This is a genomic window from Gordonia gummivorans (assembly GCF_022513585.1).
Lineage (GTDB): Bacteria > Actinomycetota > Actinomycetes > Mycobacteriales > Mycobacteriaceae > Gordonia.
This window is the reverse complement of record NZ_JAKWBF010000015.1, coordinates 29,961-43,468: the sequence shown is the minus strand read 5'-3', so window position 1 is coordinate 43,468 and position 13,508 is coordinate 29,961. Positions and strand designations below refer to the sequence as shown.

Below are 13,508 nucleotides of genomic sequence, written 5' to 3'. Positions count from 1 at the left end.
TCGATGTGCAGTTGTCAGCTCTTGTTCTCGATCGCGCGCTGCGCGGCACCCACCACGGCCTCGGCGGTGATGCCGAACTGCTGGTAGAGCACCTTGTAGTCGGCGGAGGCACCGAAGTGCTCGAGCGAGACGATCTCGCCGCCGGTGCCCACGATCCGGTACCACGGCATGGCGATACCGGCCTCGACCGCGACGCGCGGAGTCGACGGCGGCAGTACCGAGTCGCGATAACCCTGCGGCTGCTCGTCGAACCACTCCACACACGGCATGGACACGACGCGAGCCGCGATTCCCTTCTCCGCCAACGCCTTCTGGGCGTCGACCGCGAGGTACACCTCCGACCCGGTGCCGATGAGGACCACCTGTGCGTCGTTGTCGGAGTCGCTGAGCACATAGCCGCCCTTGGCCACACCGTCCGCGGAGGTGCCCTCGAGGATCGGGATGTTCTGGCGGGTGAGGGCGAGGCCGACGGGATGGTTCCGGCGGGACAGCAGGTGCTGCCATGCATAAGCGGTCTCGTTCGCGTCGGCCGGGCGGACGACGTCGAGGTGCGGGATAGCGCGCAGCGCCGCGAGGTGTTCGACGGGCTGGTGGGTCGGACCGTCCTCGCCGAGGCCGATCGAGTCGTGCGTCCAGACGTAGATCGGATCGATCTCCATCAGCGACGCGAGACGAACCGCCGGCCGCATGTAGTCGGCGAACTGCAGGAACGTGCCGCCGTAGGCGCGCGTCGGGCCGTGCAATGCGATACCCGAGAGGATCGAGCCCATCGCGTGCTCGCGGATGCCGAAATGCAGGGTGCGACCGTACGGATCGGCGGTCCATTTCTTGGTGCTGATCGACGACGGGCCGAACGACAGGGCGCCGTCCATGGTGGTGTTGTTGCTGCCGGCGAGATCGGCCGAGCCGCCCCAGAGTTCCGGCAGGATCGGCGCCAGGGCCGTGAGGACCTTGCCGGAGGCGCTGCGTGTCGCCACGTCCTTGTCGCCGGGCGTCCAGCTGGGCAGTGCGTCGGTCCAGCCCTCGGGCAGTTCATGTGCGTGCAGGCGGTCGAAGAGCGCCTTGGCCTCGGCGTTCTTGCCTGCCCATGCGTCGAAGCCCTTGGCCCACTCGGCCTTCGCCGCGGCGCCGCGCTCGGCGAGCTTGCGGGTGTGGCCGATGACCTCGTCGGTCACCTCGAAGTCCTTGTCCGGGTCGAAGCCGAGGACCTTCTTGGTGGCCGCCACCTCGTCGGCACCGAGTGCTGCACCGTGAATCCCGCCGGTGTTCATCTTGGTCGGCGCAGGGAAGCCGATGATGGTGCGCAGGCAGATGATCGACGGCTTGTCGGTGACGCCCTTGGCCGCCTCGATCGCGGCCTCGATGGCCACGACGTCCTCGCCACCCTCGACGGTCTGCACGTGCCAGCCGTAGGCCTCGTAGCGCTTGGCGACGTCCTCCGAGAGGGCGATGTCGGTGTCGTCCTCGATCGAGATCTGATTCTGGTCGTAGAAGACGATCAGGTTGCCCAGCTGCTGTGTGCCGGCCAGCGAACTCGCCTCGGAGGTGACACCCTCCTCGATGTCGCCGTCGGAGGCGATGACGTAGATGAAGTGGTCGAACGGGCTCGTGCCGGTGGGGGCGTCGGGGTCGAAGAGACCGCGTTCGCGGCGGCTGGCCATGCTCATCCCGACCGCCGACGCCAGACCCTGTCCGAGCGGACCGGTGGTGATCTCGACACCCTTGGTGTGCCGGAACTCCGGATGGCCCGGGGTCAGCGACTCCCAGGTGCGCAACGCCTCGAGGTCGGCGAGCTCCAGACCGAAGCCACCGAGATACAGCTGGATGTAGAGCGTCAGGCTCGAATGACCGCAGGACAGGACGAAGCGGTCGCGTCCGACCCAGGTGGTGTCGACCGGATCGTGCCGCATGACCCGCTGGAACAGCGTGTAGGCCAGCGGCGCCAGGCTCATCGCGGTTCCGGGGTGTCCGCTTCCGCATTTCTGGACCGCATCGGCCGCGAGCACCCGGGCGGTGTCGACCGCGCGAGTGTCGAGATCCGACCAGTCATCGGGGTGGCGAGGGGTGGTCAGTGCGCGGATCTCGTCTGTGTCGGCCACGGTCGTGGTGTCTCCTGTGCCTGCTCGGTGCTGGACGGTGAACAGGCCGACAAGCATTTCCCGACATACGGGAAGTCGGCCTGTACTCGTCACCAGAGTAATCGGCCGCCACCGAGGGCTGCGCGGCGAGTGGGCGATGCGTCGCCCCGATGGCCCGATTGCAGGTCAGCGCGGTGGTCAGGGCTCGATTCACGGATCGAGTTGGCATACGTCTACCATGCTGTGTAGTAGCCCGCCAGGCCCGTTTTCGGGCCGTGAGCCCCTCTTGCACACAGTTCGGGGCAGGCAGACGAGGAGAGCCGTGAGGATTGGGGAGCGCGTGAGCGGAGATCACACCGCCGCATCCCGTCCCACCGGATCCCAATCCGCGTCCCGTGCGACGGTGCAGGAGTCGCCGGCCCCGACGCCGTCGTGGCCACGGCGCCTCCAGGCGACAGTGCTGGCCTACATCGCGCTGACCAAGCCCCGCGTCATCGAACTCTTGCTGGTTGCGACCATCCCGGTGATGCTCCAGGCCGATCGTGGCCATGTCGACCTCGCGGTGATCGCGTGCACGCTCTTGGGCGGATGGCTGGGTGCGGCGAGCGCCAACACCCTCAACATGGTCGTCGACGCCGACATCGACAAGAAGATGAAACGCACCGCCCGACGGCCGTTGGCGCGTCGTGCCGTGGCTCCACGCAGCGCACTGATATTCGGCATCGTGCTGTGGGCAGCGTCCTTCGCGGTCCTCTGGCTGGCGGCGAATCTGCTGAGCGCGCTGCTGGTGTCGGCGACGATCATCTTCTACGTCGGCGTCTACACGATGATCCTCAAACGCCGCACGTGGCAGAACGTCGTGTGGGGCGGCGCTGCGGGATGCATGCCGACGCTGGTCGGATGGGCAGCCGTCACCGGGTCGCTGAGCTGGCAACCGATCGTCCTCTTCGGCGTGATCTTCTTCTGGACGCCGCCACACACCTGGGCGCTGGCGATGCGCTACAAGGAGGACTACAAGGCTGCCGGCGTCCCGATGTTGCCGGTGATCGCCACCGAGGAGCGGGTCACCCGGCAGATGGTGATCTACACCTGGCTGACCGTGCTGTGCTCGTTGGTGCTCATCCCCGCGACCAGCTGGATCTACGCCGCGGTCGCGATCCTGGCCGGCGCCTGGTTCGCCAGCCGTGTCCACATCCTCTACCGCGACACCCGACGCGGCGCCGAGGTCGCACCGCTGAAGATCTTCCTGCAGTCCAACGAGTACCTCGCCATCCTCTTCTGCGGGCTCGCGATCGACGCCGTCATCGGCCTGCAGACCATCGCCGACTACTTCTGACGCGACGAGGCTTCAGCCGGGGAATCAGTACGTGGCAGCCGAGTCGAGTGCACTGTGCATCCGCCGGGCTGAGGCATACAGCATTGCGCGCAGGGTGTTGGGGCCCACCTCTCAATCGGGCAGCAGCACCGTCGACCCGGTGGTCGCACGCGCCTCGAGATCGGTGTGGGCCTGCGCGGCGTCGGCGAGGCGGTAGCGCTGGCCGACCCGGACGTCGACCGTCCCGTCGGCGACGGCACCGAGAAACTCGCCCGCCCGCCAGCGCAACTCATCGGTATCGGCAATGAAGTGGGCGAGCGTCGGGCGTGTCACCGACAATGACCCCGCCGGGTTGAGACGCTGCAGATCGAACGGCGGGACCGGCCCGCTGGCCGCACCGAACAGCACGATGATGCCGCGCACGGCGGTCACCGCGAGCGACTGCTCGAAGGTGTCCGCGCCGACGCCGTCGTAGGTCACCGGTACGCCGCGCCCGCCGGTGATCTCTCGTACCTGCGAGACGAGGTCGTCGCCGTATCGGAGCACGTGGTCGGCGCCCGCGGCCGTCGACAGTTCGGCTTTCTCGTCCCCGGACACGGTGGTGATCACCGTCAGCCCGCGATTCTTGGCCATCTGGGTGAGCACCAGACCGACGCCGCCCGCGCCGGCATGGACAAGCACGGTGTCGCCGGCGGACGGATGTGCGCTGCCATCGAGGAGGTAGTGCGCCGTGAGGCCGCGCAACAGCGACGAGCCCGCGGCCGCGTCGTCGATGCCGTCCGGCACGGGTACGAGACGGGAGGCGTCGACCGCGACGATTTCGGCGTAACTACCGGCACTGTCGCACCAGCAGACGCGCTGCCCGATCTCGATGTCGGTGACCTCAGACCCGACCGACACGACGACACCGGCTCCCTCGCTGCCCGGAATATAGGGGGGAGTCGACGGGTACAGGCCGCGGCGGATGTAGGTGTCGATGAAGTTGACGCCGATCGCGGTGGTTCGCACCAGTGCCTCGCCCGGGCCCGGGATCGGGTCGGGGGCCGTGCCGTAAGCCATCACATCGGGTCCGCCATGGCGAGTCACCTGGATTGCACGCATGCCTTCTGTCTACACGTCGACGTCGGCGGACGGGGCCATAACAGTGTGTGACAGGAGCTACGTGCGTCGTCGGGCGAGGCTACCGCCCGGTATGCTCACCACCATGAGCGACGCCGCGACGACCCAGCCCACCGACGATCGAGCCGGCGACCAGAAGCCCACTGTGAGCGCTCCGAGTGACGTGGTTGCGTCGATCCGCAGCTTCGTCGGTCGCGAAGGCGGCGAGGCCAAAGCCGTACTGCAGCCCATCGGCAACGCGGGCGTGCGCATCACGCTCGTCGGCGAGCAGGGTGGCATCCTCGGCGATCGGGTGGTCGACGACATCGCCACCGCGAACGCCGTGGTCGACGCCATCGACGGCGTCGAGATCGCCGAGTGGGACCGTGAACTCACCTCGGCCGCGAACGTGAAGCCGTCGCACTACCGCAAGATGGCCGGCTGGGTAGCGGGCCAGAAGCGGTTCCCCAAAGCCCGTAACTCCGCGATCCTCTAGGGTCTTTTCCCGGGTCAACCCGCAAGAAAATAGGGGAGGAAACTCTTTCCCCTGGCCTCAGAGTCGTCCCCTATAAATTTCTAGGGGACGACTGTGAACCCCGGGGAAGAAACTCTTCCCCTAGATTTTTGCGAGCACGGCACCGACGCATTTGTCCAGGTCAGCGAGCCGGTCACCGACGCTTCGAATCAGTGGGCGCTGTCCGCAGTCTCTGGCGCAGTGTCGCGAGCAGCGGTCGGGGTGAATTCGAGCACCAGCCATGTTGCCCCGATGAGGAGTGCGGCGCTGCCGATCATGTGCGCGATCACGAGGGCGATGGGCAGGTCCGTCGCGTACTGCACCGCACCGATGACGCCTTGCAGGGCGAGTAGTCCGGCAAATGTGAGCGCGACGCGCTGTTGCGGCAGTTTCATCACGCGCGTGAACACCAGCAGCGCCAGGGCCAGTCCGATCAGCACGAACACCGCGTCTGCGTGCAATTGCGTCGCGTTGTCGGGAGCCAGGCCGTTGCGTGGCGCGTTGGCGTCCCCGGCGTGCGGACCGGAACCGGTGACGACGGTGCCGAGGTAGATGGTCACCCAGGTGGCGACGTAGGTGATCCAGGCGAGTTGCCGTCCCAGACGGGTCACCGCCGCCGATCTCGCCGGCTCCGGCTGCACGGGCGTCGTCAGGCGGGTGCGGTACACCAGCACCGTCGACCCGGAGACCAGCGCCATGGACAGCAGGAAGTGCAGTGCGACGACCCACGGGTTGAGGTCGGTGAGGACCGTGATGCCGCCGATGACGCCTTGGAAGGGGATTCCGAGCGCGAGAACGAGGACCAGCCACCGATCGGCACGTGTGCTGCCTGCGTGGCGCCACACGGCGGTGAAGGCAGCTATCGCGATGGCGATGAGCACCCAGGTGAGCATGCGGTTACCGAACTCGATCGCGCCGTGGTAGCCGAGAGCTTGGTGCGGCACGAACGAATTGTCGGTGCATTGTGGCCAGGTGGGGCAGCCGAGGCCCGAACCGGTGAGCCGGACCGCGCCGCCGGTCGCGACGATGCCGACGTTGGCCACCAACAGCGCGATCGCCCACCGAAACACGAATCGTGCGGTGGGTACGCCGAATCCCGGAACCCGCGACATCGCGCCGCCTCGGGGCCCGGCACCTGCCGGGTCGGTGCCGCGATCGGAGATTGCCGACCGCGATTCGTCGGAGATCGCCGAGGGTTTGGACGCAAAGGGTTTGGATGTCGTCATTCGAACCGGAACCACCTCACCGCCAGTGCGCCGGCGACCGCCGTCCACACGAGCAACACACAGATACCGAAGACATCCACCGTCGCATGCGATGCCCGTTCGAGCGCCTCGGTGAGGGCGCCCGACGGGGTGCAGCGCGCGACCCACCACACGGCGTCGGGTACGCGCGAGTCGAGTACCACGAGGCTTCCGATGCCGACCATCGCGAACCACAGAAGGTTGGCGAGTGCGAGCACCACCTCGGCCTTCAGGGTCCCGCCGAGCAGCAGTCCGAGGGCGGCAAAACATGCCGTCCCGATCGCGATGACCGCGGCACCCAGCAGCAGACCCAGCACGGCCGGGCGCCACCCGAAGGCAGCCCCGATCAACCCGAGCACGATCGACTGGAGGATCACCACCAGCAGGACCGCGACGGATTTGCCGACGATGATGCCCCAGCGTGGAATAGGTGTGGCACCAAGGCGTTTCAGCGCCCCGTAGCGCCGGTCGAATCCGACCGCGATGGCCTGGCCGGTGAACGCGGTGGACATCACGGCGACGGTCAGGATCGCTGGGACGAAGACGTCCGCACGCGCGGCCGGGCCGTCGCCGAGGCCTGTGTCGACGGGCAGCAGACACAGTCCCACCAGCAGTGTGATCGGGATGAACATGGTCAGGAGCAATTGCTCGCCGTTACGCAGCAGCAGTTTGAGTTCGAGTTGCGATTGCGCCGCGATCATCGCGGCGATGCGCGCGGGCTGCGGACGCGGGGTGAAGGTGCCCGCGGGGAAGAGTGTGCCGGAACTCATGAACGCAACGCCCGCCCGGTCAGGTCGAGGAACACGTCCTCGAGGCTGCGGGTCTCGACGCGCAGGTCGGTTGCCAGCACGTTGATCTTGGCGCACCAGGCGGTCACCGTGGCCAGCACCTGCGGCGTCACCTTCCCGACCACCAGGTAGGTGCCCGGCGCCGATTCGGAGCAGTGGTAGTCCTCGGGCAGGGCAAGCTCCAGCATCGTCAGATCCAGACCCCGTGGCGCGGTGAAGCGCAGCTCGTTCTCGGCGCCGCGGCTGGTGAGGTCGGCAGGGGTGCCGGCCGCGACGCAGCGGCCCCGGTCGATGATCACGACCTTGTCGGCGAGTTCTTCTGCCTCGTCCATCAGGTGGGTGGTCAGCAGGACCGACACGCCATCGGCTCGGAGGCGGTCGACGAGATCCCAGACGACCAGGCGCGCGTGCGCGTCGAGTCCGGCGGTCGGTTCGTCGAGGAACACCATCTCCGGACGGCCGACGATGGCGCACGCCAGTGAGAGTCGCTGTTGCTGGCCGCCGGACAGCCGGCGGAAAGAGGTGCGGCGCACGTCGGTCAGGCCCAACGCGCCCAGCAGCCAGTCGGTGTCGATCGGGTCCGCCGAATACGACGCGACAAGTCGCAGCATCTCCTCGGTGCGAGCCCCGGGGTAGGCGCCACCGCCTTGCAACATCACACCGATGCGCCTGCGGAGTTCGTCGTTGTCCGAGCGTGGGTCGAGACCCAGAACGCGGACCGATCCTTCGTCGGGGGCGGCGAATCCTTCGCAGATCTCGACCGTGGTGGTCTTGCCGGCGCCGTTGGGGCCCAGCAGGGCGAGGATCTCGCCGCGTCGGAGTTCGAGGTGGAGACCGTCGACGGCGGTGTGCTCGCCGTACCGCTTGACCAGTCCGCGGACGGTGAGTGCAGGGTCGTCGTGACCGGGAACGTGTTTGACGGCGTCACTGCCGCGGCGATCCACCTTGGGATCGTCGCTGTTCAACCGGTGAGACGTCGTGCCGTGCACAACGCTCAGCCTAGGCGCTCGATCACGCCGAACGAAAAAACGGTGTACCCGGATGCGATCGCGCTCACGTCGTCGTACGCGATGGCTCGGTGGTGTCGCCCGAGGCCTGCCGTCTTCGGCGCCTGCGGGTGATCGGATCGTCCTCGAAAAAGACCGCGGTGAGCACCGCGACCATGATGACGCCGGCCAGAACGCCCTGTGCCAGTACGACTCCACTGGTGTTGGAGCTGGTCGGCATGACCACGATCGCGATGATCGCCGACGCCGCGATGGTCGACAGGCGGAACCATGGACCGGTCGCCCACGCGGCGAGCGGGATGACGGCCCACAGCAAGTACCAGGCCTGGACGAACGGAAAGAACACCACGACTGTGGCCATTGACACACCGAGGGCGCCCAGCGGATGAAGGCGGCCTCCCAGGGTCGCGAGCATCCATCGCACGATGAACACCCCGGCGATCAGCTGGCCGATCGGGCGGCCGACCTCGAGAACCGCCTGGGTGTGGTCGCCCAGGCCGAGGTTGACCCCGATTCGACCGGTGGTCACCGACAGCAGTGTGGGCATCGACATCCACGAGCGCACGATCGCGCCGGTCGACAGTGTGCCGGTCCAGCCGAAACCGAGGCCGGTGCCGAATCCGATCACGAGCATCACCACGCCGACGACCACGATGTAGAAGCCCGCCGACATGGACAGCGCATAGACCGTGTGTCTCGATCGCGACCACCACTGACTGGGCGGCGCATGCCGCAGCGCGGGCAGGGTTGCACCCCACCGGAGCGCGAGTGCGATCCCGACGAATCCCAGTGCGAGCATCGAGGTGAACTTGACCATCGTCGACGCGGCGAGGATGGCCGCACCGGCGATGAGAATCCATCCGCTTCGCGTGGGGATGAGCGTGCCGGGTTTTCGGAGCAGATCGGCACTGTAGATCGCTCGGAAACTGAACTCGAGGCCCACGAGCATCAGGCCGAGCATGAGCGCCTCGTTGTGGATGCCGCCGACCAGATGCAGGATGAGCAGCGGATTCATCGCGCCGAGCCAGATCGCCGCCACCGACGACACCCCACATCGCTTGGCCAGACGGGGCAGCGCCCAGACGATCAGGGCGATGCCCACGAGGGCGACCATGCGGTGCAGGAAGATCGCGGCGGTGATGTTGTCGCCGGTGATCGCGGTGATGCCTTCACCGAGCCACAGGAACAGGGGGCCGTAGGGGGCGGGGGTGTCACGCCAGAGGTTGGGTACCGAGCGGGTGAGCACGTGCTCGATGCCGAGCCCGTTCATCGGGCTGACCGTGTAGGGATCCATTCCCCGGTAGGCGATCGCGCTCTGGGCGAGATACGAGTAGATGTCCTTGCTCAGCAGCGGTGGCGCGACGACGATCGGCGCGATCCACAGCAGCAGGGTCCGGTCGGCCTGCCGGCGGCTCATCCGGCGTGCTGGACTTCGGCCGTTGCGGACCTCGACCGACAACCTGCCGACCGCGAACCGGCCCAGCAACAGCCAGGCGACGACGAGCGTGATGGTGCCGCCGATGGACAACGCAAGCGCCGTGCCGAACATCCGTGAAGGCAGCGACAGCACGCGCATCCCGGCCACCGGATTCTGCAGCACGGGGATCGCGCCCGTGCCGAGGGAACCGATCAGGATGAGCACTGATCCGGTGGCACCGAAGAGCTTGATTCGGCGCAGTCGGCGGGTCTCCTCGGCATTGAGCGGACCGACCTCGCGTTCGTCGTCGTGAAGTCGTGCGACGGCCTTGCCATAATTTCCGGGCCGGTCGATCGCGTCGCCTGCAGAGGATGGCGTGGTCGTCTTGCTCAGTCCGAAGTAGTCCAGCGCACGGCGCAAGACTGTGGTTTCGGGCACAGGACGACTGTAATCGGCGCTGCACAATGCCGGGTGAGCGGCCCGCGGCGGTTGGTCGGGGCACGATCACTCGGCTCGCTAAGGGCACCCTTGCTGGAACGCGGGAATCAATTACGTCACACTTGTGTTGTGAAAACCATGCGGAACGATCCTGTGCTGTCTGCCGACAGCTCCGGTGCCGTCCCGTCCGGTTCGGCCGATCCGGCCACGCATCACGATGGCGAGACCCGGGCTGCGGTGGTGACACTGCTCGTCGAGGACGGCCCGCTCACTGCGGGTGAGATCGCGGCCCGTCTCGGAATCAGCGCCGCCGGAGTTCGTCGGCACCTCGATGCCCTCACGTCAACCGGTGATGTGGAGATCTCGTCGTCGGGCTTCGGTCAACGCGGCCGTGGCCGACCGGCGAAGTGGTTTCAACTCACTGCGACCGGCCGGGGTAAGCTGCGCCACGCCTACGACGACCTCGCCGGCGCCGCGATGCGCAAGCTACGCGACATCGGTGGTGGGGACGCGGTCGAGAACTTCGCCCGGGAACGGGTGGAGCGGATCGTCGCGGGTGTTCGGCCCGCCGGGGAGACGGTGAGCGTCGCCGAGACGGTCGGCGACATCGCCGACGCCCTCACCAGCGCCGGATACTCGACCAACACCCGTGAGGTCGGGACCGGGTTGCAGATCTGCCAGCATCATTGCCCGGTCGCGCACGTGGCAACCGAGTTCCCCGAGTTGTGCGAGGCCGAAACCGCGGTCTTCACCGAATTGCTCGGGACCCATGTGCAGCGGCTCGCGACGATCGCCAATGGCGACTGCGTGTGCACCACCCACGTGCCGCTACACCCTGTACCGCAAGTCCCGACCCAGCAAGTCCAGACCGAGCAAGCCCCGAGCGACGCACAGCCCGCGCCGACTCCCGCCCAGAAGCTCCCGCAAGGGACAACCCGAAAGGTCTCGCGATGACAGTCACCGAGCCCACCGCAACCGACGGTGCACCGATCAAGGCCGCACCGCTGACCCAGGAGGAGACGATTGCCTCCCTGGGCAAGTACGGTTACGGCTGGTCCGATTCCGATGTCGCGGGTGCCAGCGCCCAGCGTGGCCTGTCGCCGGCAGTCGTCGCTGACATCTCGGCGAAGAAGAGCGAGCCCGAGTGGATGCTCGAGCAGCGGCTGAAGGCCCTGAAGATCTTCGATCGCAAGCCCATGCCGCACTGGGGTGGCGAACTCGACGGCATCGACTTCGACAACATCAAATACTTCGTCCGCTCCACTGAGAAGCAGGCGACGAGTTGGGAAGAGCTGCCCGAAGACATCAAGAACACCTACGACAGGCTGGGCATCCCCGAGGCGGAGAAGCAGCGCCTCGTAGCCGGTGTCGCCGCCCAGTACGAGTCCGAGGTGGTCTATCACCAGATCCGTGAGGACCTCGAGCAGCAGGGTGTCATCTTCCTCGACACCGACACCGGTCTCAAGGAGCATCCGGAGATCTTCCAGGAGTACTTCGGGTCGGTGATCCCGGCAGGCGACAACAAGTTCTCCGCGCTCAACACCGCGGTGTGGTCGGGTGGCTCGTTCATCTATGTGCCGCCGGGCGTGCATGTCGACATCCCGCTGCAGGCCTACTTCCGCATCAACACCGAGAACATGGGTCAGTTCGAGCGGACGCTCATCATCGTCGACGAGGGTGCCTACGTGCACTACGTCGAAGGCTGTACCGCACCGATCTACAAGACGGATTCGCTGCACTCGGCGGTCGTCGAGATCATCGTGAAGAAGGGCGGACGCTGCCGTTACACGACGATCCAGAACTGGTCGAACAACGTCTACAACCTGGTGACCAAGCGTGCCAAGGCAGAGGCCGGCGCCACCATGGAGTGGATCGACGGCAACATCGGGTCCAAGGTCACCATGAAGTACCCGGCGGTGTGGCTGACCGGTGAGCACGCCAAGGGCGAGGTGCTCTCGGTCGCGTTCGCCGGTGAAGGTCAGCATCAGGACACCGGATCGAAGATGGTCCACCTTGCGCCGAACACGTCGAGCAACATCGTCTCGAAGTCGGTCGCCCGTGGCGGCGGACGTGCGTCCTACCGCGGTCTGATCAAGGTCAACAGCGGTGCCCACGGCAGCCGGTCGACGGTGAAATGCGATGCGCTGCTTGTCGACACGATCTCCCGCAGCGACACCTATCCGTACGTCGACATTCGCGAGGACGACGTGACGATGGGCCATGAGGCGACCGTGTCCAAGGTGAGCGACGACCAACTCTTCTATCTGATGAGCCGTGGTCTCACCGAGGACGAGGCTATGGCCATGGTGGTGCGCGGCTTTGTCGAGCCGATCGCGAAGGAACTCCCGATGGAGTACGCACTCGAACTCAACCGGCTGATCGAGCTTCAGATGGAAGGAGCGGTCGGCTGATGGCGGACCCGACACTGGCACCTGCTGCCAATTCGATTGCCGGCAACAAGGGTGAGCAGTTCACGTCCTTCGACGTCAACGCCTTCGAGGTGCCGAGTTCGCGCGATGAGGCGTGGCGGTTCACTCCGTTCCGCAGGCTTCGCGGTCTGCACGACGGTTCCGCGACGATCTCGGCCGAGGCGACCGTCGAGGTCACCGGGGTCGCCGACGGCGTGACCGTCCAGACCGTCGGCCGCGATGACAAGCGGCTGGGTGACGGTGGTGTGCCCTTCGACCGCATTGCGGCGCAGGCATATTCGTCGTTCACCCAGGCCACGGTGATCACCGTCGGCAAAGAGGTCGAACTCGGCGAACCGGTGGTCGTCCACCTCGACGGCCCCGGTGAGGGCGAGGTCGGGTACGGACACATCCAGGTTCGCCTCGAACCGTTCGCCCGCGCGGTGGTCGTCCTCGATCAGAAGGGCAGCGGAACCTACGCGGAGAACGTGGAATTCGTGGTCGGCGACCAGGCCGCACTGACGCTGGTGAATGTGCACGACTGGGCCGACGACGCGGTGCACGTGGCCGCTCACCATGTCCGGGTCGGACGCGACGCGACCGTTCGTCACTTCGCATTCAGCCTGGGCGGCAACCTGGTTCGACTCTCCCCGGTGGTGCACTACGACGCACCGGGCGGAGACGTCGAACTGTGGGGCCTGTACTTCGCCGACGCGGGGCAGCATCTCGAGCAGCGCCTGCTCGTCGATCACAGTCAGCCGCATTGCCGGTCGAATGTCGTCTACAAGGGTGCGCTGCAGGGCGACACCTCGGGCGATCGGTCTCGCGAGGCGCACACCGTGTGGATCGGCGACGTGCTGATCCGCCCGGAAGCCGAGGGCACCGACACCTTCGAGTTGAACCGAAACCTGGTGCTCACCGACAACGCACGCGCCGACTCGGTGCCGAACCTGGAGATCGAGACCGGCGAGATCGTCGGCGCCGGACACGCCAGTGCCACCGGGCGATTCGACGACGAGCAACTCTTCTACCTGCAGGCCCGCGGCATCCCGGAGGATCAGGCGCGCCGCCTGGTCATCCGCGGCTTCTTCCGCGAGATCATCGCGAAGATCTCCGTGCCGGACATCCGCGAGCGTCTCGAAGCCGCAATCGAAGAAGAACTCGAACTCGCCGGCGCCTGACCACTCGACCATCTCGCCCA

The 13,508-nt window shown here is 66.8% G+C and carries 11 protein-coding genes; 5 read left to right on the top strand and 6 right to left on the bottom strand.

Features of this window, described 5'->3' with window-relative positions:
- Nucleotides 1–14: 14 nt before the first annotated feature.
- Complete coding sequence (gene tkt, locus MKW15_RS12725) at nucleotides 15–2,099, bottom strand: transketolase (RefSeq protein ID WP_240858172.1); 2,085 nt, start codon at nucleotides 2,097–2,099, stop codon at nucleotides 15–17.
- A 319-nt stretch (nucleotides 2,100–2,418) separates the two neighbouring features.
- Between tkt and MKW15_RS12720 the strand changes: the two genes are divergently transcribed.
- The gene (locus tag MKW15_RS12720) at nucleotides 2,419–3,414 is read left to right on the top strand and encodes a heme o synthase (protein WP_374247055.1); all 996 of its coding nucleotides are present in this window, start codon (nucleotides 2,419–2,421) and stop codon (nucleotides 3,412–3,414) included.
- 111 nt (nucleotides 3,415–3,525) lie between these two features.
- Here MKW15_RS12720 and MKW15_RS12715 read toward each other — a convergent pair whose 3' ends face one another.
- Entirely contained in the window at nucleotides 3,526–4,494 is a 969-nt protein-coding gene (locus MKW15_RS12715) for a quinone oxidoreductase family protein (protein ID WP_240858150.1), read from the bottom strand.
- Nucleotides 4,495–4,597: 103 nt separating this feature from the next.
- On the opposite strand from MKW15_RS12715, the gene MKW15_RS12710 reads away from it, so the two are divergent.
- Nucleotides 4,598–4,987: a hypothetical protein gene (locus MKW15_RS12710; protein ID WP_240858147.1), complete on the top strand. Its 390-nt coding sequence runs from the start codon at nucleotides 4,598–4,600 to the stop codon at nucleotides 4,985–4,987.
- Between the two features lie 188 nt (nucleotides 4,988–5,175).
- Here MKW15_RS12710 and MKW15_RS12705 read toward each other — a convergent pair whose 3' ends face one another.
- From MKW15_RS12705 to mptB, 4 genes are all read right to left on the bottom strand, one after another.
- Nucleotides 5,176–6,231, bottom strand: coding sequence for a COX15/CtaA family protein (locus MKW15_RS12705; protein WP_240858145.1), 1,056 nt, complete (start codon nucleotides 6,229–6,231; stop codon nucleotides 5,176–5,178).
- The gene (locus MKW15_RS12700; protein ID WP_240858139.1) at nucleotides 6,228–7,019 is read right to left on the bottom strand and encodes an ABC transporter permease; all 792 of its coding nucleotides are present in this window, start codon (nucleotides 7,017–7,019) and stop codon (nucleotides 6,228–6,230) included. The genes MKW15_RS12705 and MKW15_RS12700 overlap by 4 nt, the downstream gene beginning before the upstream one ends.
- Entirely contained in the window at nucleotides 7,016–7,981 is a 966-nt protein-coding gene (locus MKW15_RS12695) for an ABC transporter ATP-binding protein (protein ID WP_240858645.1), read from the bottom strand. Before MKW15_RS12695 ends, MKW15_RS12700 begins: the two co-directional genes overlap by 4 nt.
- A gap of 109 nt (nucleotides 7,982–8,090) precedes the next feature.
- Nucleotides 8,091–9,899 (bottom strand): polyprenol phosphomannose-dependent alpha 1,6 mannosyltransferase MptB, encoded by a 1,809-nt coding sequence (gene mptB / locus MKW15_RS12690; RefSeq protein ID WP_240858135.1) that lies wholly within the window; start codon nucleotides 9,897–9,899, stop codon nucleotides 8,091–8,093.
- Nucleotides 9,900–10,037: 138 nt separating this feature from the next.
- On the opposite strand from mptB, the gene MKW15_RS12685 reads away from it, so the two are divergent.
- From MKW15_RS12685 to sufD, 3 genes are read left to right on the top strand one after another with little or no spacing between them, the layout of a single operon-like run.
- Nucleotides 10,038–10,853, top strand: a complete 816-nt coding sequence (locus MKW15_RS12685) for a helix-turn-helix transcriptional regulator (RefSeq protein WP_240858128.1) — start codon at nucleotides 10,038–10,040, stop codon at nucleotides 10,851–10,853.
- Nucleotides 10,850–12,310 carry a Fe-S cluster assembly protein SufB gene (gene sufB, locus MKW15_RS12680; RefSeq protein WP_240858127.1) on the top strand — a complete coding sequence of 487 codons (1,461 nt, stop codon included), beginning with the start codon at nucleotides 10,850–10,852 and terminating at the stop codon, nucleotides 12,308–12,310. The genes MKW15_RS12685 and sufB overlap by 4 nt, the downstream gene beginning before the upstream one ends.
- The gene (gene sufD, locus MKW15_RS12675) at nucleotides 12,310–13,488 is read left to right on the top strand and encodes a Fe-S cluster assembly protein SufD (protein ID WP_240858121.1); all 1,179 of its coding nucleotides are present in this window, start codon (nucleotides 12,310–12,312) and stop codon (nucleotides 13,486–13,488) included. The genes sufB and sufD overlap by 1 nt, the downstream gene beginning before the upstream one ends.
- The last annotated feature ends 20 nt before the right edge of the window (nucleotides 13,489–13,508 follow it).